This is a genomic window from Photobacterium halotolerans DSM 18316, from assembly GCF_000425165.1.
GTDB classification, from domain to species: domain Bacteria; phylum Pseudomonadota; class Gammaproteobacteria; order Enterobacterales; family Vibrionaceae; genus Photobacterium; species Photobacterium halotolerans.
In genome coordinates this window covers 24,262-44,198 of the sequence record NZ_KE384321.1, presented here as the reverse complement: position 1 = coordinate 44,198, position 19,937 = coordinate 24,262, and the positions used below count along the sequence as shown (strand labels likewise).

The 19,937-nt window shown below is 48.8% G+C and carries 18 protein-coding genes; 13 read left to right on the top strand and 5 right to left on the bottom strand.

The window, feature by feature from the left end; all coding sequences use genetic code 11:
• Window positions 1-3: 3 nt before the first annotated feature.
• The 4 genes from H511_RS0116050 to H511_RS23655 all read right to left on the bottom strand — a co-directional run bounded on the left by H511_RS0116050 (window position 4) and on the right by H511_RS23655 (window position 3,231).
• Complete coding sequence (locus H511_RS0116050; RefSeq protein ID WP_027253220.1) at window positions 4-936, bottom strand: phosphatidate cytidylyltransferase; 933 nt, start codon at window positions 934-936, stop codon at window positions 4-6.
• Entirely contained in the window at window positions 929-1,624 is a 696-nt protein-coding gene (locus tag H511_RS0116045) for a CDP-alcohol phosphatidyltransferase family protein (protein ID WP_027253219.1), read from the bottom strand. The genes H511_RS0116050 and H511_RS0116045 overlap by 8 nt, the downstream gene beginning before the upstream one ends.
• A 414-nt stretch (window positions 1,625-2,038) precedes the next feature.
• The gene (locus H511_RS0116040; RefSeq protein WP_027253218.1) at window positions 2,039-2,437 is read right to left on the bottom strand and encodes a rhodanese-like domain-containing protein; all 399 of its coding nucleotides are present in this window, start codon (window positions 2,435-2,437) and stop codon (window positions 2,039-2,041) included.
• Between the two features lie 2 nt (window positions 2,438-2,439).
• Window positions 2,440-3,231: a sulfite exporter TauE/SafE family protein gene (locus H511_RS23655; RefSeq protein WP_211225216.1), complete on the bottom strand. Its 792-nt coding sequence runs from the start codon at window positions 3,229-3,231 to the stop codon at window positions 2,440-2,442.
• 79 nt (window positions 3,232-3,310) lie between these two features.
• On the opposite strand from H511_RS23655, the gene H511_RS0116030 reads away from it, so the two are divergent.
• From H511_RS0116030 to H511_RS0116005, 6 genes are all read left to right on the top strand, one after another.
• Entirely contained in the window at window positions 3,311-4,192 is an 882-nt protein-coding gene (locus tag H511_RS0116030) for an MBL fold metallo-hydrolase (RefSeq protein WP_211225215.1), read from the top strand.
• 76 nt (window positions 4,193-4,268) lie between these two features.
• Window positions 4,269-4,691 (top strand): YeeE/YedE family protein, encoded by a 423-nt coding sequence (locus H511_RS0116025; protein WP_027253216.1) that lies wholly within the window; start codon window positions 4,269-4,271, stop codon window positions 4,689-4,691.
• Window positions 4,692-4,695: 4 nt separating this feature from the next.
• Window positions 4,696-5,121 carry a YeeE/YedE family protein gene (locus H511_RS0116020; protein WP_027253215.1) on the top strand — a complete coding sequence of 142 codons (426 nt, stop codon included), beginning with the start codon at window positions 4,696-4,698 and terminating at the stop codon, window positions 5,119-5,121.
• A 16-nt stretch (window positions 5,122-5,137) separates the two neighbouring features.
• Window positions 5,138-5,437 carry an ArsR/SmtB family transcription factor gene (locus H511_RS0116015; protein WP_027253214.1) on the top strand — a complete coding sequence of 100 codons (300 nt, stop codon included), beginning with the start codon at window positions 5,138-5,140 and terminating at the stop codon, window positions 5,435-5,437.
• 596 nt (window positions 5,438-6,033) lie between these two features.
• Window positions 6,034-7,215, top strand: coding sequence for an amino acid permease (locus H511_RS0116010; RefSeq protein WP_027253213.1), 1,182 nt, complete (start codon window positions 6,034-6,036; stop codon window positions 7,213-7,215).
• Between the two features lie 395 nt (window positions 7,216-7,610).
• On the top strand, window positions 7,611-8,387 hold the full coding sequence (locus H511_RS0116005) for a DUF4922 domain-containing protein (RefSeq protein ID WP_027253212.1): 777 nt from the start codon (window positions 7,611-7,613) through the stop codon (window positions 8,385-8,387).
• 97 nt (window positions 8,388-8,484) lie between these two features.
• Here the strand turns inward: H511_RS0116005 and fusA are convergent, their stop codons facing one another.
• Window positions 8,485-10,572, bottom strand: coding sequence for an elongation factor G (fusA, locus tag H511_RS0116000; RefSeq protein WP_027253211.1), 2,088 nt, complete (start codon window positions 10,570-10,572; stop codon window positions 8,485-8,487).
• A 379-nt stretch (window positions 10,573-10,951) separates the two neighbouring features.
• Here fusA and H511_RS0115995 point away from each other — a divergent pair, with 379 nt between their 5' ends.
• The 7 genes from H511_RS0115995 (at window position 10,952) to H511_RS0115965 (ending at window position 19,909) form a co-directional block, all read left to right on the top strand.
• The gene (locus H511_RS0115995; RefSeq protein ID WP_036759852.1) at window positions 10,952-12,778 is read left to right on the top strand and encodes an extracellular solute-binding protein; all 1,827 of its coding nucleotides are present in this window, start codon (window positions 10,952-10,954) and stop codon (window positions 12,776-12,778) included.
• 27 nt (window positions 12,779-12,805) lie between these two features.
• Window positions 12,806-13,903, top strand: coding sequence for a microcin C ABC transporter permease YejB (locus tag H511_RS0115990; RefSeq protein WP_027253209.1), 1,098 nt, complete (start codon window positions 12,806-12,808; stop codon window positions 13,901-13,903).
• 4 nt (window positions 13,904-13,907) lie between these two features.
• Entirely contained in the window at window positions 13,908-14,954 is a 1,047-nt protein-coding gene (locus H511_RS0115985; RefSeq protein WP_027253208.1) for an ABC transporter permease, read from the top strand.
• Between the two features lie 16 nt (window positions 14,955-14,970).
• Entirely contained in the window at window positions 14,971-16,566 is a 1,596-nt protein-coding gene (locus H511_RS0115980; RefSeq protein WP_027253207.1) for an ABC transporter ATP-binding protein, read from the top strand.
• Between the two features lie 428 nt (window positions 16,567-16,994).
• Window positions 16,995-18,542, top strand: coding sequence for an alanine/glycine:cation symporter family protein (locus H511_RS0115975; protein WP_027253206.1), 1,548 nt, complete (start codon window positions 16,995-16,997; stop codon window positions 18,540-18,542).
• Window positions 18,543-18,714: 172 nt separating this feature from the next.
• Complete coding sequence (locus tag H511_RS0115970; protein ID WP_027253205.1) at window positions 18,715-19,311, top strand: DJ-1/PfpI family protein; 597 nt, start codon at window positions 18,715-18,717, stop codon at window positions 19,309-19,311.
• An 88-nt stretch (window positions 19,312-19,399) separates the two neighbouring features.
• Window positions 19,400-19,909 carry a GNAT family N-acetyltransferase gene (locus H511_RS0115965; RefSeq protein ID WP_027253204.1) on the top strand — a complete coding sequence of 170 codons (510 nt, stop codon included), beginning with the start codon at window positions 19,400-19,402 and terminating at the stop codon, window positions 19,907-19,909.
• Window positions 19,910-19,937: the final 28 nt, after the last annotated feature.

Sequence of the window (19,937 nt, the reverse complement as noted above, 5' to 3'; positions counted from 1 at the left end):
TCCTCAATAGTAGAGATAGTAAATGTAATGGAAGAACAGCGGTGCTGTGAACATCAGGCTGTCGATGCGATCCAGGATGCCACCGTGACCCGGAATAAACTGGCTGGTGTCTTTGATCTGCAAATCACGTTTCACCGAAGAAATCACTAAATCCCCGATAAACCCACTGAACGCAATGATCATACCGGCTACCAGACCCTGCAGCGAGGTGAGGGGCGTGAGATAGGGCGCGACGAAATAGGACACCAGAATCACGGTTGCGCTGCCGCCGATAAAACCTTCCCAGGTTTTGTTCGGGCTGACTTTCGGCACTATCTTGTGTTTGCCGAAAGACTTGCCCCATACGTACTGGCACACATCGTTAAACTGGGTGAACACCAGAAGAAACAGCAGCATGCCCAAGGATCCGGCGTCCGGGTTCAGGCTTGGCAAGACCAGCAGATAGGCCATATGGCTGATACAGAACACGGTCAGCATCATGGCCCAGTGAATAATACCGGCGGAGCGGATGAAGCCTTTGGTATCGCCAATCAGTACCATCACCATCGGCAGGTACAGGAACACATACACAGGGATGAAAATGATGAACATGCCGTACCAGCCAATTGACAGCCAGTAATACTGAAAGGGAATGGACAGGTAGGCCCAAAAGATCACGCGACGGTCTGTCATTCGGGTCGGCACGATAGACAAAAATTCTTTCAGCGCCATAAAACTCAGAAAACCGACAAAAAACAGCGTATAGGTTAACGGCAGGTAGAGGACGACAAAAACAATCCCAATCATCCACCACCAGGAGCGGATACGCAGCTTCAGTTCAAGGTAATCCCTGTCCGGATGGGCGCGCGATTTCCACAAATACACCAGCGTACCTGTTACCAGTACGGCAATGATGGCGAGCATCAGGTACAGCGAATGGGAAGGAATACTATTCATTGTCTGCGCTTTCCTTATCAGTCTGCTCTGCCGCTTTAAAGCGATAAATACCCACCAGACGGCGCCAGGTGGTCATTACAGACCCAACCAGCATGATCGCCAGCGCGGCATCCAGCGTGTAGGCCAGCACCTCTGGCAGCAAGGCGAACACCTGGCTGACGAACAAGACCAGGAAGCTCACTGTCAGCAGCGCCATTCTGTGCTGTTTGGCCATAGGCCCGCGGAAGTCGGCCGGACAGCCCATGCTGACCCCTAATACGCGAACGTACGCCGTCAGCACGGCGACCAGGGCGCACAGCCATGCCAGTGTCATACCGATATCAGACTGAGTTGCAAAGCCAGCGGCCAGAATCAACAGCGGGTCAGCAATACGATCGGGCACGTCATTGAATAATTCACCTGCCGGGGTTTTCTTGCCGCCTTCTACAGCCACCATACCGTCGAACAGATTGCACAGCAGCCGCAACTGGATACAGGCTGCAGCGACAAGCAACAGGACACTGAACGCGGAGGCTTTGTACCACAGCATTGAGAGCAGGCCGATGACGGCAAAGACTATGCTCATCAGGGAGATCTGGTTCGGTGTGATGTTTTTCTGGCTTAACCAGACTGCAATGCGCTTGGTTAAAGCCGTCTCCCTGACGGCAAGGGGACGCCGGTTAGATTCTGATTCGTGCTGATTCTTCATGTTTATGGCTTATAGAAAAAGAAAGATGAGCTGGCAGACCACTGCATTAAAGAGCATTAATCATCTGTGTAAATAAGCGGATGAGCGATGGCAGATAAAATGGGCCACAGAATGTCCTCGGTCTTGTCAATCGAACTCGCCAGCAAGGAGACATAAACATAAATGGAATAGATTGAATATCAAGCGATTGATTATGACTTTTTGAACTGCTTTCAAACTAAGAGGATGATATCGGGACAGACAGCAGAGACTCAGCGGGATGGCGGTGCAGTGACAGTCTCTGAGAGCATGCTGTGGAGGAAAAAATTTTCCACAGCATGACTGGCACAAACTAACTGGTTGACTGTCGGGCAGTGCGGTATGTACGGAAGACACTGATCAGGCGTTTGCCTGATAATAAGGCTCCATGTGACTTCACTGTGCTTTGGCATTGACCACAGGCAGTTTGGCGTCTTGCCAGGCCTGTATGCCGCCGGCCAGTGAAAACACCCGCGTAAATCCCATTTTTTGCAGCGATTCTGCGGCTAAGGCCGAGCGGACACCGGATCGACAGTAAAGGTAAACAGGCTGCTGAGCCATCACTTCAAGCGGATTGCTGTGATGGGCAACCGCTGGGTGCGTATCAAGCTGCATTTCAAGTACGCCCCGGGCAATATGGATGGCGCCTGGCAGCATGCCTGTGTCGACTTCATGACGTTCGCGAACATCGATTAAAATAATCTCCTGAGTGAGCAGTAACGCTAATTCATGGCAGTGAATTTCTTCAATACTTTGTTTAGCCCGGTTGGCTAAGTCGCGTCCATTGACAAGCATAATCATATTCCTCTTAACTTCAGAGAGTCATCGAAGGGAGCAGTGAAGGCAGTGACTGGTAAAGAATGAATCCTGCCATCAGAATCAAACACACAGAAAAAATACGTTGTAAGCGATGTTGGGGTAACCGCCCGGACAGTCGTTGCCCGGCTAAACTGCCCGCCACACCAATGACAGCCATGATCGCAATCACAGGCCAATCCAGCTGGGTGTGTAAGAGCGAGGACATCCTGGTATGTCAGAAAACCGATCAACGAGTTCATGACGATGATCACCAGGCTGGTCGCCACCGCAGTTTGCATCGTCAGACCACTGAGCAGTACAAGCGCAGGGACAATCAGAAACCCACCGCCCACTCCGACAAATCCGGTCAGCACTCCGACCAGCAGTCCCTGCAATCCGGTCAACCAATATGACTGAGTCTGAGCGTGAGAGGATGTAAGGCCAACCGGCTGGAACATTCGCCACGCTGCTGCCAACATCACGACGGCAAATACTGTCATCTGGATAGCGCCATCCAGATAGCTGGCGAACCAGGCTCCCAGGTAAGTTCCTGCCATACCGGGAAAACCGAACAGCATCACTAAAGACCAGTTCACTAATCGCTGTCTGATACCATTGAATGAAGTGATACTGCTGATTATTCCGACAATAATTAAGGCACTGGCTATTGCTTGTTTCTCTGTCTGTCCCAAACCGTAAGCCAGAATTGGTAGCGTGAGAATAGCGCCGCCGGAGCCAAGCATGCCCAGGCTAAGCCCGACAGCTATTGCACCAAAAAAAAGGGTGATCATAGAGACCTCAAAACTTGCTATGATTGTTCGTATATGTGTAATATACGATATATAGATATTAATGCAAAGGAAGAGTCTGATGAATGCGATGATTAAAGCTTTCTATCACACTGACACCAGTACCATCAGTTATGTTGTCTACGACAAACAGGGCGGACACGCTGCCATTGTGGACAGTGTCCTGGATTTTGCGGCTCACTCCGGCAAGGTCTGGACTGCATTTGCTGATCAGCAACTGGCGTTTATCAAAGAACAGCAACTGACTGTCGACTGGATTTTGGAAACGCACGCCCATGCCGATCACTTATCAGCGGCACATTATCTCCGCGAGCAGCTCGGTAGCCCTCTTGGTGTTGGCGAAGGAATCGTCAAGGTACAAAAAACCTTTAAAGCGGTATTTAATATCGGTGACGATGAGTTAATGGCAGATGGTCAGGTCTTCGATCATCTGTTTAAAGATGGTGAGGTTTTTACGATTGGCGCATTAACCGGCAAGGTGATGTCGACACCAGGACACACGAATGACAGTGTGACTTACCTTATTGAAGGTAATGCCTTCGTCGGAGATACCTTATTCATGCCGGACGGCGGTACAGCCCGGTGTGATTTTCCCGGCGGTGATGCAGGCGTGTTGTATGACAGTGTGTCCCGGTTACACAGCCTGCCGGCCGAGACCAGGTTATGGATGTGCCATGATTATCAACCTGATGGCCGGGAGCTGGCTTATGTCACGACAGTTGCAGAGAGCCGCCGTAACAATATCCACATTCACCAGGGCGTAGAGAAAGACGCGTTTATTCAGGTGAGACAAGCCAGAGACAAGCATCTGGATGTGCCTAAACTGCTGTATCCCTCTGTGCAGGTGAATATACGTGGCGGTCATTTACCGGCTGCCGAGAGTAACGATACAGCCTACATCAAGATTCCGTTAACCCTCGAGCGGCCAAGTCAGGCAGATTGAACCACTCAACGCTGTTTGTGCGCCACTCGGTTGTCGCCAAACTGAAACGATTAACTGCATTAGTGAGAGTAATGAAATGACAGAATTCACACCTTGGACGGCGCTGGCAGGTGGGGCAGTGTTGGGTATTAGTGCACTGATACTGCTGCTGCTGAATGGTCGCATAGCGGGTATTTCAGGTATTGTCAGCGGCGCGATGGATGCCAGTGATCCAAATGTCAAATGGCGTTGGATGTTTATAGTGGGACTGGTTATCGGCCCATTGCTGGCTGCCCCTTTTGGAACGTATTTGCCAGAACGTATCGATGCTGGCTGGCCTCTCATCATAGCTGGTGGGCTGCTGGTTGGTGTCGGAACAAGATTAGGGTCTGGCTGTACCAGCGGACACGGTATTTGCGGTATCGGGCGTCTATCTCCCCGATCTATTGTCGCAACAGCAACCTTCATGTTGGTCGCTGTTGTTGTGGTGTTTGTTGTTCGCCATCTGTCAGGAGTGTAAGGGTATGCAGATGCTAATTGCTCTTATTGCCGGTTTATTGTTTGGTGCCGGATTAACGATTTCTCAAATGGTCAATCCGGATAAAGTGTTAAATTTCCTGGATATAGCAGGACAGTGGGATCCCAGTTTAATTTTGGTGATGGGTTCAGCATTGGTCGTTTTTGGCCTGGGTTATCACTTTTTGGTGAAACCCCGCTCAAAGCCTCTGATAGCCGATCAGTTTTATATTCCTGTCAATAAAATTATCGGTAAACCTTTGATCATAGGCGCTATTTTATTTGGCCTGGGGTGGGGTTTAGTGGGGATTTGCCCTGGGCCCGCTGTGAGTAATCTGCTGGGAGGTAATGCTAAAATTTTCGGCTTCGTTATCGCGATGTTGGCGGGAATGCAGTTTTCTGGCACTATCGACCGTCTGCTTAAAAAGTCTTGAAAATTATGAGGGTAGAATGCGGGATTATTCCAACATGGAGGCAAATGTCGAGCAGGCGGTTGAGCTGCTCAAAGCCATGGGCAATCAGCACCGGCTGATGATACTGTGTGTACTCCAGGAAGAGGAATTGTCTGTTTCTCAGCTGAATGAGCGATTTCCTATCCCTCAGTCGTCTTTGTCACAGCATCTGGCCTGGCTGCGCCGGGCCGGTTTTGTGAAAACGAGACGGGAAGCGCAGACTATCTATTACCGGCTCGATAATGCTGCTGTTATCGACATCATCGCGATGCTTCATAAGCATTATTGTGCCGACTGAAGCTGCCTGCTGTGAATTTACCATCAATCTGGGTAAGATTTACTCAGATTGATCTGCTTCTTATGCTCGCCCAAACAGGCAATTTGACCTGTATTCCATTTCTTACAAGATCAAAATCAAATATTTCAACAATGCAGGTTGTAGTTTGTGCGGTACCTCATTATTTTGCTTCCTGACCGAACGCCTTGCCTTGACCTGGCAAGAGATGAAATATCAGCCAGTTTGGCTGGTTTTTATCAGAAATGACCGAAGTTCTATCGTGTTAGGAGTACGATAAATGACATTACACTGCTCGCTTTCATGCCAGGCATTGTTGCCGGGTAGGGGCGCTATTCTCACCATTTCCCTTCTGAATGCTTTGCTCAGCCGCTGCGCTTTGACCTTGCTGCCTTTTTCACGCCCGTTTTCTGCCTATCGCCTTCAATTCTTTCGTCGATTTAGATGTTTTGGCCATTGTTAGCCCATACAGAACACAACTGATTGCGCCTGAGTCGTGTCAGAGTGCTTTTAAATAAAATTAAATCAGATAGTTATAAAGATAACGCTTGAGTGCGCTTTTGACATAAGCCGCAGTTAAGGACATGAAGGAAAATTCCGTGAATATGAAATTGTTAGGCAGTTCCCTGATTATTGCAGGTACAGCACTGGGTGCAGGTATGCTTGCTATTCCTATGGTATTGGCCCAGTTTGGCTTACTGTGGGGCACCCTGTTAATGCTGCTGATCTGGGTAGGTACGACCTACGCGGCACTGCTGTTGCTTGAAGCCAGTATCAAGTCTGGTGGTGGCCTGGGCATGAATTCCATTGCCCGTAAAACACTGGGTAAAGGTGGCCAACTGGTGACAAATGGCTTGCTGTACGCGCTGCTTGTGTGTCTGCTGATGGCCTACATTATCGGCGCTGGCGATCTGCTCAAAAAGCTGACCGATGGCCTTGGAGTGGTATTAAGTGCCACGCAGGCACAAATTGCGTTTACCGTGGTAGCGGGTGTTGTTGTTGCTGCCGGAACCGGTGTGATTGACCGGCTCAACCGTCTGCTGTTTGCGGCAATGGTGATCATGCTGGCCATGACTCTGGTGACTCTGGTGCCTGGCATCAATCCTGACAACCTGGCATCGGTTGGCAGCGATAACAAAGTCGCACTCATCAAAACCAGCTCTGTGCTGTTTACCAGCTTCGGTTTTATGGTGGTTATCCCATCGCTGGTAACTTATAACCCTGAAGCCACTCAAAAGCAGCTGAGAAATATGGTGATTGCAGGTTCTGTCATCCCATTATTCTGTTACCTGTTCTGGCTCTACGCGGCTGTAGGCAATCTGTCGCCTGAGCAACTGGTGGGCTTTGCGAATGTTTCTGAGCTGATTGCTGCGCTGAGTGTGAATCACGGCAGTATGCAGCTGATCCTGTCTGTCTTCACCGGCCTGGCATTGCTGACTTCTTTTCTGGGTGTGGCAATGGCACTGTTTGATCAGAACGCGGATGCCTTTCGCCAGAATCGGGCAGTGACGTATGTACTGACCTTTATTTTGCCTATGCTGGGGGCGCTTCTGGCGGCGAATCAATTCCTGTCAGTGCTGAGCTATGCCGGTATCATTCTTGTGTTCCTGGCTATTTTTGTCCCGATGGCAATGACAGTCAAAGTCAGAAAGGATGGCGATGAGGCGACAGTGACACAAAAAGAGGGTAACGAAGCTGTGTATCAGGCGGGCGGCGGAGTCATGGCGCTGGCGCTGAGCTTTCTGTTCGGTTGTTTTTTATTGATGGCTGAACTGATTTAATCAGTGAGTACCGATAAGATGTAAAAAGGCGCTTCCGATTGGAAGCGCCTTTTTTTGTGGAGCTCAATATCGTATTAGCGACATTGCTTTGAGGATGCTAACGATTTGTTTGACCGAACAAGACCGATATCGTCAGGTGTCGTTTCAGGTTTGACCGAACGCTGAAATAACCTATCTGCAGGAGTAGTGATCTGTTGACACAGAGTAAGCAGCTAGTGACGTATCCTCAAAAAGTTGAGCGAATCTTACCGACTTTCCTTTACTGGTGCTAGGCTTGGGCCTGTTTTCCTGAAGAGACAAAATTCGCCATAACGTAAACTTTTTTATACACACTTTTCTCCTATGACACGCATGCCAAGTTAGAGTATCTTGGTTAAAAAAGATGGGATATGGATATGAACTGGAAACTTGCGGATCAGGTGGCTGCAAAGGCACTGGCAGAAGGTAGCCTTATGCCAATCGCCACAGAAGCGGAGCAGATTGAAGAACAGGGTGTCCGTTATCTTGGTCATCTGGTCACAGAGAATGCGGGCAAGAAGTTACTGAATCTGACGGCTAAGCATACCTCTAACCCCTTTCTGCCCTACGAGAAATCTATGTATGTTTGCGAAGCAGGGGAGCACCATGTGTGTCTGCTCAATAAGTTTCCCGTTATCTCGCCACACTTACTGATTTGCTCAAAAGATTTTGTGCCTCAGGAGTCGCCATTAAGCTGGGAAGACTGGCATGCCTGGCTGGGGGGATTTACACACTCAGATGTGCTCGGCTTTTATAACAGTGGGCCGTTAGCCGGAGCGAGCCAGTCACACCGTCACATGCAGTTGGTCCGAAGCGACATTCCGCTGGAAAAAGTGATCGCGGGTGGAAAGCTGCCATTTGCTCACTGGTTGTATCTGGTTGAAGCTATGACCACTGATGAGCTGTATGACGCCTATCTGAAGGGGATGAAAGCCTTGTCGCTCTTTAATGAGGCGGACGATGCGTGCAAGCCACATAACATCCTTCTGACTGAGCGCTGGCTGCTGATACTGCCTCGTACCGCTAACAATGTGCAGGGGCTTTTTGCCAATGGTATTAACTACAGCGGACGTTTCCTGGTAAAACAAGCAGAACAGCTGGTGTGGTTACAGGAATACGGTTTAATGCGGTTTTTACGTGAATGCAGCGAGTAAATCACAGGCTGGGAATTAGGAACGCATCTGTTGTTACAGCACTAAAAAAACCCCAGCCTGAGCTGGGGTTTTTTTGTCGTTACGTTAAGAAAATAAATTATTTCTTAGCGTTACGCTCTTTCACTTCTGCGATAACTGCTTCAGCAACGTTCGCTGGGCATGCAGAGTAGTGAGAGAATTCCATTGAGAACTGACCACGGCCAGAAGTCATGGTGCGCAGGTGACCGATATAGCCGAACATCTCAGACAGAGGTACGTCAGCTTTAATACGAACACCCGTTGCAGCTGCAACCTGATCTTTGATCATACCGCGACGACGGTTCAGGTCACCGATAACATCACCAACGTGATCTTCCGGAGTGAACACGTCAACGTGCATGATAGGCTCAAGCAGCTGAGCACCCGCTTTAGGCATAGACTGACGGAATGCGCCACGTGCAGCAATTTCAAACGCTACAGCAGAGGAGTCAACTGCGTGGAAACCACCGTCGAACAGCTCAACTTCAACGTCCAGCACTGGGAAGCCAGCCAGAACACCAGTACTCATCATACCAGCGAAGCCTTTTTCGATTGCAGGCCAGAATTCTTTAGGAACGTTACCACCAACAACGGTAGAAACGAACTTGAAGCCAGAGTTTGCTTCGCCTGGTTTGATACGGTAATCGATCTTACCGAACTGACCAGAACCACCAGACTGCTTCTTGTGCGTGTAGCTGTCTTCGATTGCTTTGGTGATAGTTTCACGGTAAGCAACCTGTGGAGCACCTACAGTCAGTTCAACACCGTGAGTACGCTTCAGGATGTCAACTTTGATGTCCAGGTGCAGCTCACCCATACCTTTCAGGATGGTTTCGCCAGAATCTTCATCAGTTTCAACCTGGAATGATGGATCTTCTGCGATCATCTTACCCAGTGCGATACCCAGTTTCTCAGAAGCTGTTTTGTCCTTAGGAGCAACAGCGATAGAGATTACTGGATCTGGGAAGATCATTGGTTCCAGAGTACATTCGTGCTTAGGATCACACAGAGTGTGACCAGTCTGAACGTTCTTCATACCAACGATAGCGATGATGTCACCTGCTTGCGCAGCATCCAGCTCGTTACGGTCGTTAGCGTGCATTTCCACCATACGGCCAACACGCTCAGTTTTACCTGTCGCAGAGTTCAGGATGGTGTCACCCTTCTTCAGCTTACCAGAGTAAACACGTACGAAGGTCAGGGCGCCGAAACGGTCATCCATGATCTTAAACGCAAGCGCACGGAATGGTTCGTCAACAGAAACGGTAGCAACTTTACCAGTTGGTTCACCAGTTTCTGGATCAGTCAGATCCTGAGGGTCAACTTCTGTTGGGTTTGGCAGGTAGTCAACAACGGCGTCAAGCAGCAGCTGCATACCTTTGTTCTTGAACGCTGAACCACAGTAGGTTGGGAAGAAGGCCAGATCACGAGTACCTTTACGGATACAACGTTTCAGGTCTTCGATAGAAGGCTCTTCACCTTCCATGTAAGCTTCCATCAGGTCGTCGTCTTGCTCAACGGCAGTCTCGATCAGCTCTTCGCGGTAAGCTTCTACGTCATCAACCATATCCGCTGGGATTTCTTTGATTTCGTAGTTTTCTGGCTGACCTGAATCGTCCCACACGTATGCCTGGCGAGTCAGAACGTCAACAACACCAACGAAATCGTCTTCGCGGCCGATAGGCAGGGTCATAACCAGAGGGTTAGCGCCCAGAACTTTCTTCACTTGCTCAACAACGCTGAAGAAGTCTGCGCCCATACGGTCCAGTTTGTTAACGAAGATCAGACGAGATACTTCTGATTCGTTCGCGTAACGCCAGTTAGTTTCAGACTGAGGCTCAACACCACCTGAACCACAGAATACACCTACACCACCGTCAAGTACTTTCAGAGAACGGTAAACTTCAACGGTGAAGTCAACGTGTCCCGGAGTATCGATAACGTTAAAACGGTGGTCTTTCCAGAAACAGGTAGTCGCAGCTGACTGGATGGTGATACCACGCTCTGCTTCCTGATCCATGAAGTCCATGGTAGAAGCACCGTCGTGTACTTCACCCGTACGGTGGATTTTACCGGTCAGCTTCAGGATACGCTCAGTGGTAGTGGTTTTACCCGCATCTACGTGCGCGAAAATACCAATGTTTCTGTATTTAGATAGATCTGCCATTGTTTTTCTCTATATGAACAATTGTTGTCACATGTCAGGGTGGGGAGTATAGCACTACTTACAACTATCAGAACATAGATCTGAGTAATTTAATGAGTATTCGTTGGCTTTTAACCCATTGATTCAGGCAGGAACTGGATGATTGCTCAATAAAAATACAGAAAATGTCTGTTAACTGATTGTGACAAGGTGTTGCATCCCTGTCGGGCAGAGCAACAAATTTCTTGATGATATGCCCAGCGATTCAGGCGGCGTGTTTTCTTATGGTATATATTTGTGTTACATGTCAGTGTTCGTCATTGATAACTCTTACAATAATGAAAAAGAACGATTTTCTGGCGTCGGCTGGGTGGTTAGGTGAAGTTGCCTTGGAGGGGATATGAAGAATGGATTGACTGTAAGCCTGTCAATAATGGCTGGATTATTGCTGGGAAGTACCAGTGCACTGGCACAAGAGGTGATAGAAACCACCAGTTTAGTGGGGTTTGGTACGGCAAAGTACGCACCTGAATTTAAACACTTTGACTATGTCAATCCGGATGCGCCAAAAGGCGGAGCCATCACCTATGCGGAAGTAGGAACATACGACAGTTTTAACCGCTATGCATCAAGAGGGGTTTCGGTCGCCGGCGCGGACGAAATGTATGACACCTTATTTGCACCAGCGAGTGACGAAATTGACAGCTATTACCCGTTAATTGCAGAAAAAGTACGTTATGCCGACGATTTTTCCTGGATGGAAATTGATATCAACCCTAAAGCGCGATTTCATGACGGCCAACCTATTACAGCGAAAGATGTCGCCTTCACCTTTGATAAGTTCATGGCTGAGGGTGTGCCTCAGTTTCGTGTGTTTTATAAAGAGGTGAAGTCAGTGACGGCGGTATCGCCGCTGACCGCGCGGGTTGAAATGTCTGTTGCCAACAGGGAAAAACTGTTTTCTCTGGTTGAAGGCATGAACGTCTTACCGGAACATTACTGGAAAGACAAGAAACTCAGCGAGCCGCTCAACGAACCACCGATTGGCAGCAGTGCGTACAAGGTAACCAGTTATCAGTCGGGTCAGAGTGTGACTTACTCCAGAGTGAAAGATTACTGGGCGGCCAATCTTCCGGTGAATGTCGGGCGGCATAATTTCGACACCATCCGGTACGACTACTACCGTGATGATACTGTGACCCTGGAAGCGTTCAAAGCCGGAGAATATGACTTCCGTCAGGAGAATGTCGCCAAGTTCTGGGCCACTCTCTATGAGGGCAATAATTTTGATAACGGTTATATAAAGAAGGAAGAAATCCCGCACGAAATCCCTCAGGCGATGCAGGCGTTTGTCTTTAATACTCAGCGCCCTGTATTCAGTGATGTTCGGGTCAGGGAAGCGCTCAATTACGCCATGGATTTTGAGTGGATGAATAAAACGCTTTTCTATAACCAGTATTCACGTTCCCGCAGTTTTTTCCAGAATACCCCCTATGAAGCAAAAGGCCTGCCCACGCCTGCTGAGTTGAAATATCTGGATCCGTTGAAAGACAAGATCCCGGCACGTGTCTTTACTGAATCTTACCAGCCGCCGGTCACTGATGGCTCAGGCCGTGTTCGTGCACAATCGCGTAAAGCGTTTGCATTGTTAAAGGCTGCGGGCTGGGAGCTGAAAAATCAGGTCATGACCAATGTGAAGACCGGGGAGCCCCTGGCTTTTGAGTTGCTGATCTACAGCCCGACCTCGGAGCGCATCGCTATTCCGCTGCAGAAAAACCTGAAGCAGCTGGGTATCGAGATGAAAATCCGTACGGTTGACACTACGCAGTACATCAAGCGCCTGCGTGACCGGGATTTTGACATGGTGTCTTCCGGTTACAGCGCGAATGCCTACCCGACACAGAATCTGCTGATTGCCTGGAACAGTAACTATCTGGATTCCACCTATAATACTGCCGGGGTTCAGGATCCGGCTATTGATGCGCTGACAGAACAAATCGCTGCGCATCAGCAAGATCCTGCCGCGCTGGCGGCATTAGGCCCGGCGCTGGACCGGGTGCTGCAATGGAACTTTTTTGTCATTCCCCAGTGGCATTTAAGCAAATTCCGTGTAGCGACCTGGGATAAATTTGATCGTCCTGCGGTCCGACCTAAGTATGCACTGGGTGTTGATACTTGGTGGGTGGATACGGCCAAGGCGGTCAAATTGCCGGAAAAACGCCGTTAATCAAAACGTGGAAACAGGTAGAGCAGTATGACGGCATATATTATCCGGCGCCTTTTGCTGGTGATCCCAACGCTCTGGGCGATTATTACGATTAACTTTTTCGTGATTCAGATTGCACCGGGCGGGCCTGTTGAACAGGCCGTGGCACAGCTTGAAGGGCATACTTCCGGCATTATGGAGCGCTTTACCGGCGGCGGGCAGGAAGTACAGCAGTCGGAAGGTTCGCAGCAAAACGGCAATGGCGGAACGGGCTATCGTGGTTCCCGTGGTCTGGATCCGGAAGTGGTGGCAGAAATACGTAAGCAGTTTGGTTTTGATAAACCGCTCTGGGAACGTTATGTCGATATGCTGACGAATTATATTACCTTCAATTTCGGCGAAAGCCTTTTTCGTGGCGGCAATGTGATTGATCTGATTATCGAACGGCTGCCGGTGTCGATTTCGCTGGGTCTGTGGAGCACCTTGATCATTTATTTCGTCTCTATCCCGCTGGGGATTGCGAAAGCGGTGAATCATGGTAGCCGTTTTGATATCTGGAGCAGCGCATTAGTGATAGCCGGGTATGCGATTCCCGGTTTCCTGTTCGCCATTGTATTGATTATTTTCTTTGCCAGCGGTAATTATTTCAGCTGGTTTCCGTTACGGGGATTGTTTTCGGCTGATTTCGATCAGATGACCTGGTATCAGCAAGTCGGTGATTACTTCTGGCACCTTGCGCTGCCAATCTTTGCCATGGTCATCGGCGGTTTCGCAACGCTGACTATGCTGACTAAAAACTCGTTTCTGGATGAGATCAACAAGCAATACGTTGTCACCGCCCGTGCGAAAGGGCTCGATGACAGAAGCATCTTATATAAGCATGTGTTTCGTAATGCCATGCTGATTATTATTGCCGGTTTTCCCAGTGCGTTTATCAGTATTTTCTTTACCGGCTCTATGCTCATTGAAGTGATGTTTTCGCTGGAGGGAATTGGCTTACTGGGCTTTGAATCAACGATTCAGCGTGATTACCCCGTGGTATTCAGCTCGCTTTACATCATGACATTGCTGGGACTTATCCTGAATATTATTTCTGACCTGACTTATACCCTGGTCGATCCACGTATTGATTTCGAGGCCAGGTAATACCATGAGAAAGACATTCGCAACTTTGTTTACCTTCAATCCACTGACAAAAGAGCGCTGGGCCCGGTTTAAAGCACACAGACGCGGCTACTGGTCAATGTGGCTGTTCGCCGTGCTTTTTATTATCAGCCTGTTTGCTGAAGTGATCGCCAACGATAAGCCCTTGTTTGTCAGCTTCAAAGGGGACTGGTATTTTCCGATAACCGAACAGTACGCCGAAACGCAATTTGGCGGTGAGTTTGCCACAGAAGCCGATTATACCGATCCGTATGTGCAGGAATTGATCAACGAAGACGGCTATATGATCTGGCCACTGATCCATTTCAGCTATGACACGATTAACTACAACTTGTCCGGTCCGGCGCCCTCTGCACCGGACAATGTGAACTGGCTGGGGACAGATGATAAAGGCCGCGATGTGCTTGCTCGCATCATTTACGGTTTTCGGATATCTGTGCTGTTTGGTTTTGCGCTGACGGTGATCTCAACCATTGTCGGTGTCATGGTCGGAGCCGGGCAGGGCTACTATGGCGGCTGGCTGGATCTGTTTGGTCAGCGTTTCATCGAAGTCTGGTCAGGTATGCCGACTTTGTTCTTGCTGATTATCCTGTCCAGTTTCGTAGAACCTAACTTCTGGTGGCTGCTGGGCATCATGGTGCTGTTTAGCTGGATGGGGCTGGTGGGCGTTGTGCGGGCGGAATTTCTCCGCTGCCGGAACCTGGATTATGTGCGTGCCGCGCAGGCGCTGGGCGTGAATGACAGGCGCATAATGCTCCGTCATATGCTGCCAAATGCTATGGTGGCCTCACTGACTATGATGCCTTTTATTCTCAGCGGGTCAGTGACCACACTGACATCATTGGACTTCCTCGGGTTCGGTTTGCCTGTGGGTTCACCGTCTCTCGGAGAATTGCTTGCTCAGGGTAAAACCAACCTTCAGGCACCCTGGCTGGGGCTGTCTGCGTTCGTTGTGCTTTCTATCATGCTGAGCCTGCTGGTCTTTATCGGCGAGGCGGTGCGCGATGCTTTCGACCCACACCATCAATCGTAATGACCGGGATACTGCAATGAGTGATGCTTTACTGACTATTGAAAATCTCTCTGTGGGCTTTGCCAACGGTAAGCCTGTCCGCCCGGTAACAGAGAAAGTCTGCCTGACAATCAAGCGGGGAGAAACCCTGGCACTGGTGGGGGAAAGTGGTTCTGGCAAGTCTGTCACGGCCAATGCCATTCTGCGCTTGCTGCCGAAAGCGTCGGCGCGTTATCTGGACGGTCATATTTATTACGATGGCGTGGATATGCTGCGGTGTAGTGAACGCCAGATGCGCGGGTTACGCGGAAACAAAATCGGCATGATCTTTCAGGAACCTATGATGTCGCTGAACCCGCTGCATAAAATTGGCCGCCAGCTGTGTGAAACGCTGTCTATACACAAGGGAGTGCGTCAGAGGCCGGCAGAGAAACGTGCGCTGAGCTGGTTAAAAAAAGTGGGTATCCGTAACCCCGAGCAGCGTATGTATGCCTATCCTCATGAGTTGTCAGGCGGTGAGCGCCAGCGTGTAATGATTGCCATGGCGCTGATCAATGAGCCTGATCTTCTGATTGCCGATGAGCCGACGACCGCTCTCGATGTTTCTGTTCAGGCCCAGATCCTCGATTTGCTGAAAAATCTGCAGCAGGAACTGGGCATGGCCATGCTTTTTATTACGCATGATTTGAGTATTGTGCGAAAAATTGCCGATCGGGTAGCGGTGATGCAACTCGGGCAGTTAGTGGAAACCAATGAGAGAGATATCCTTTTTGCGTCGCCTTCCCATCCTTATACCCAGAAACTCATTAACTCTGATCCCACCGGCGAGCCTGTTCCGGTAAACGGGAATCCTTCCGCGCTGTTTGAAATAGACAAATTACGTGTCTGGTTTCCCGTGAAAGGGGGGATTATGAAACGTGTGATCAGTCATATTAAAGCCGTGACTGATGTGAGCTTCCAGCTTAAGCAGGGGCAGAGTGTCGGGCTGGTCGGGGAAAGTGGCTCAGGGAAGTCGACGACCGGGATGGCGATACTTAGATTGCTCAACAGCGAAGGGAGCATTCGTTTTGACGGCCAGGAGATCAGTCATCTTAACCGCAAAGGCATGTTACCTTTTCGCAGTCGATTGCAAGTTGTATTTCAGGACCCGTTTTCCGCACTGAATCCAAGAATGTCTGTTGCGCAGATCATTGGCGAAGGTCTGAAAGTCCATCAGGCACTGTCGGATGAGGAAGAAGACGCTGCGATTTGTCAGGCGATGAAAGATGTGGAACTGGACCCATCCACCCGTTTTCGTTATCCCAATGAATTTTCAGGTGGGCAACGTCAGCGGATAGCCATAGCAAGGGCGCTGGTATTGAAACCTGAGTTTATTCTGCTCGATGAACCCACCTCCTCACTGGATCGCACCGTGCAGCATCAGGTGCTGAATTTACTGAAAGAGTTGCAGTTGAAGTACGGTCTGAGTTACCTGTTTATCAGCCATGATCTGACTGTCGTTAAGTCATTGTGCCATTATACCCTGGTATTAAAAGATGGCTGTGTGGTAGAGCAGGGGCCAACCCGTCAGATGTTCAGCCACCCCGAAGCCGAATATACCCGCCACTTAGTGAATTTGTCTGCGATTAACTGATATCCACTCACTGTTTACATCTTCTAAGCTGAACTGCTTTTTTTGGGAGGCAGTTCATGCGCCACATTTCACACAAATGCTCTTGATGGCATATGCTTGAAATACAGTATCTTGTGTCTGTTGATGCCTGATTATTATCTGTCACGGCCTCTTTATGCTGACATGCCGCACATTATTGACATCTTTTGTGAATCACCTGGCTAATACTTATACAAATTATCACAGGCCTAACAGGTGATGATTGGTGGGGTGTGTTGTATTTGTCGTTAATCATAGTTTCAATGACTGGATGTTGTGGATTTGTTGCTATTTGATGCCTACATCAAGCAAATCAATGCTGATGAAATAAAATTCTTAACAATCAGGTTACAATTTGCGTATTATACTGCTCGAGTTGTAACCAAACAGACTATAACAGGGAGACTCATATGCAGTCATTGGTCGATTTTATCAACGGGATAATATGGAGTCCGGCATTGATTTATCTTTGCCTGGGTGCCGGTTTATTTTATTCCATCACAACACGTTTTATGCAGGTTCGCCATTTCGGCGAAATGATCCGCCTGCTGTTCGCTGGTCAGAGTTCAGATAAGGGGATTTCCTCATTCCAGGCACTGGCGGTTTCACTGTCAGGCCGTGTCGGTACAGGTAACATTGCCGGTGTTGCTGCCGCCATTGGTTTTGGTGGTCCGGGCGCTGTATTCTGGATGTGGGTTGTTGCCTTCCTGGGAGCTTCTACAGCTTACTATGAATCAACACTTGCTCAGATTTATAAAGAAGAAGATGAAGGCCAGTTCCGTGGTGGCCCTGCGTACTACATTGAAAAAGCAATGGGTCAGAAGTGGTATGCATGGATCTTCGCGATTGCGACAATTGTCGCCTGCGGTCTGATGCTTCCTGGTGTGCAGTCAAACAGTATCGGTAACGCGGTTGAAGCGGCATTTGGTTCTGGTGATGTGATCGAAACCACTTTGGGTACATTCAGCTCTGCGAAGATCATCACTGGCGCGATTGTATGTGTGGTACTGGCTTTCATCATCTTTGGTGGTGTTAAGCGTATTGCGCACTTTACTCAGATCGTTGTTCCTTTCATGGCGCTGGGCTATATCGTTATTGCCTTCGTTGTCATTCTGCTGAACATTGACATGGTGCCAAGTGTGTTTGCCACCATTGTGGGTGATGCCTTCTCGCCAATGGCAGGTGTCGGTGCGGCTATCGGCTGGGGTGTAAAACGTGGTGTTTACTCCAATGAAGCCGGTCAGGGCACAGGCCCGCATGCAGCAGCAGCAGCTCAGGTTGATCACCCTGCTCAGCAAGGTATGGTTCAAGCGTTCTCTATTTACATTGATACGCTGCTGGTTTGTAGTGCGACGGCATTCATGATTATCATCACGGGTGCATTCAACGTCCATGGTGCAGAAGGGGCGTTCCTGGTGCAGAATCTGCCTGCGGAAATCGCAGCCAACAGCCCGGTATTTACTCAGATGGCGATTGAAACAGCAATGCCTGGCCTGGGTAAACCTTTTGTGGCAATTGCGTTGTTCTTCTTCTCATTTACCACGATTCTGGCGTACTACTACATCGCAGAAACTAACATTGCGTACATTCACCGTACCATTCATGTTCCTGGGCTGACATTCGTTCTGAAAATTGCGTTGCTAGCTTCCGTATTCTACGGCGCAGTGAAAACGGCAAACCTGGCATGGGCACTGGGTGATGTAGGTGTTGGCCTGATGGCCTGGCTGAACATCATCGGTATTCTGATTATCTTCTTCATGGCAAAACCTGCGCTGAAAGCGTTGAAAGACTATGAAATGCAGAAGAAAGCCGGTGTGAAAGAATACGTGTTCGATCCAGTGAAATTAGGTATCAAAGGTGCTGATTACTGGGAAGAGCGTATGAAGCGTAAAGGCCAGAAAGCGCCAGACCTGGGTCAAGATTCTTCTACAATAGGTACAGCCAAATCAACCTTATAATATGAATTGACAGACATTCACTAACTATCAAAGGCCAGCATTTGCTGGCCTTTGCTGTTTAAGGCGTTTACTCAAATAAAGCAGTGCAAGGCACACTTATTTATGCACTCCGATGCTTATGTGTTAACTTTTGCCGTTAGAAAGAACAAGCAGCTTAGTGGGTGAGAGTAATATGTATCAAATAGCTATCGTCATTTTTGATGACTTCACGGATATCGATTTTTTCCTGCTAAGGGATATTTTGGGAAGAAGCCAGATGGACTGGGTCGTTAAAATCTTGGGTACTAAGCCGTTCCATAGATCTTCTTTAGGAATGGAAGTAAAAACAGACGGGCATGTTGCAGAGACCTCGGAGGCCGATGTTGTATTATTCAGCAGTGGTTACAAAGGGGTGCCGGCGGCGTTAAATAATCATGAATTTATGGCATCGCTTAAGCTGGATCCTCAAAACCAGCTTATTGGGTCAATTTGTGCAGGTGCATTTATTCTGGCCAAACTGGGGTTGCTGGATGGTATGACTGCTACGACTCATCCGGATGCAAAATCAGCGCTTGAAGCTGAAGGTATTCATGTTCTGGATAAGGCGCTGGTAGTGCATGGAAATCTTGCCACAGCAGGTGGGTGCTTGTCGCAATTGTACCTTACAGGTTGGCTGGCAGAGCGTTTGTATGGTGTGGACAAACGTCGGGAAATTCATCGACAGCTGATTCCGGCTGGCCAGTCAGAAATGTTTGAAACATTAATCAGCCGTACACTTTCAGAAGCATGACTAACCTGAGGGATAGATTTACTGTTGTACGAAATTGTGAAAATAGATAAATATTGAATCTTAAGGCAGTTTTAAGAGGTGATTCAGGATGAATTTAGCAACACAACAATTAGTATTAGAGCCCATCACTGAAACAGACTGGCCGCTTTTTAAGGCGCTTCATACGATACCGGCTGTAATCGAAAAATGTTTTGATGCGCCATCTGACGATGAAATAAAGGCAAAATTTCATTCACGTCTTCAGACGTGGACGCCTGAAAGCGGCGCATGGTTAACCCTGGTCATCAAAGAAAAAGCGTCGGGAGAAAAAGTCGGTATCACTGGTTTTGTTGTTGATCAGGGTATTGCGGAAATGGGTTATCTGCTGATGCCTGAGTTTTATGGCAAAGGCTATGGCACAGAATCCCTGCGTGCAGTGATTCACTGGGCGGAAGAAGCACTAGGGCTTGTTTTGTTCAGGGCTGTGGTAACAGAAGGCAATATCGCTTCAGAACGAGTGCTGGAAAAATGTGGTTTCAGGTTACAGAAGAAGATTCCTGAAGCATACGAAATTGGCGGTGAGCTGTACGCGGATCATGTTTATCAGCGAGCGTCATAGGCGTTATTTCGAAAAAACCAAAGTGAAA

Excerpts from the sequence above, each read along its gene's own strand:
- H511_RS0116050 (WP_027253220.1), bottom strand. The coding sequence starts at position 936 with ATGAATAGTATTCCTTCCCATTCGCTGTACCTGATGCTCGCCATCATT.
- H511_RS0116045 (WP_027253219.1), bottom strand. The coding sequence starts at position 1,624 with ATGAAGAATCAGCACGAATCAGAATCTAACCGGCGTCCCCTTGCCGTC.
- H511_RS0116040 (WP_027253218.1), bottom strand. The coding sequence starts at position 2,437 with ATGCTTGTCAATGGACGCGACTTAGCCAACCGGGCTAAACAAAGTATT.
- H511_RS23655 (WP_211225216.1), bottom strand. The coding sequence starts at position 3,231 with ATGATCACCCTTTTTTTTGGTGCAATAGCTGTCGGGCTTAGCCTGGGC.
- H511_RS0116030 (WP_211225215.1), top strand. The coding sequence starts at position 3,311 with ATGAATGCGATGATTAAAGCTTTCTATCACACTGACACCAGTACCATC.
- H511_RS0116025 (WP_027253216.1), top strand. The coding sequence starts at position 4,269 with ATGACAGAATTCACACCTTGGACGGCGCTGGCAGGTGGGGCAGTGTTG.
- H511_RS0116020 (WP_027253215.1), top strand. The coding sequence starts at position 4,696 with ATGCAGATGCTAATTGCTCTTATTGCCGGTTTATTGTTTGGTGCCGGA.
- H511_RS0116015 (WP_027253214.1), top strand. The coding sequence starts at position 5,138 with ATGCGGGATTATTCCAACATGGAGGCAAATGTCGAGCAGGCGGTTGAG.
- H511_RS0116005 (WP_027253212.1), top strand. The coding sequence starts at position 7,611 with ATGAACTGGAAACTTGCGGATCAGGTGGCTGCAAAGGCACTGGCAGAA.
- fusA (WP_027253211.1), bottom strand. The coding sequence starts at position 10,572 with ATGGCAGATCTATCTAAATACAGAAACATTGGTATTTTCGCGCACGTA.
- H511_RS0115995 (WP_036759852.1), top strand. The coding sequence starts at position 10,952 with ATGAAGAATGGATTGACTGTAAGCCTGTCAATAATGGCTGGATTATTG.
- H511_RS0115990 (WP_027253209.1), top strand. The coding sequence starts at position 12,806 with ATGACGGCATATATTATCCGGCGCCTTTTGCTGGTGATCCCAACGCTC.
- H511_RS0115985 (WP_027253208.1), top strand. The coding sequence starts at position 13,908 with ATGAGAAAGACATTCGCAACTTTGTTTACCTTCAATCCACTGACAAAA.
- H511_RS0115980 (WP_027253207.1), top strand. The coding sequence starts at position 14,971 with ATGAGTGATGCTTTACTGACTATTGAAAATCTCTCTGTGGGCTTTGCC.
- H511_RS0115975 (WP_027253206.1), top strand. The coding sequence starts at position 16,995 with ATGCAGTCATTGGTCGATTTTATCAACGGGATAATATGGAGTCCGGCA.
- H511_RS0115970 (WP_027253205.1), top strand. The coding sequence starts at position 18,715 with ATGTATCAAATAGCTATCGTCATTTTTGATGACTTCACGGATATCGAT.
- H511_RS0115965 (WP_027253204.1), top strand. The coding sequence starts at position 19,400 with ATGAATTTAGCAACACAACAATTAGTATTAGAGCCCATCACTGAAACA.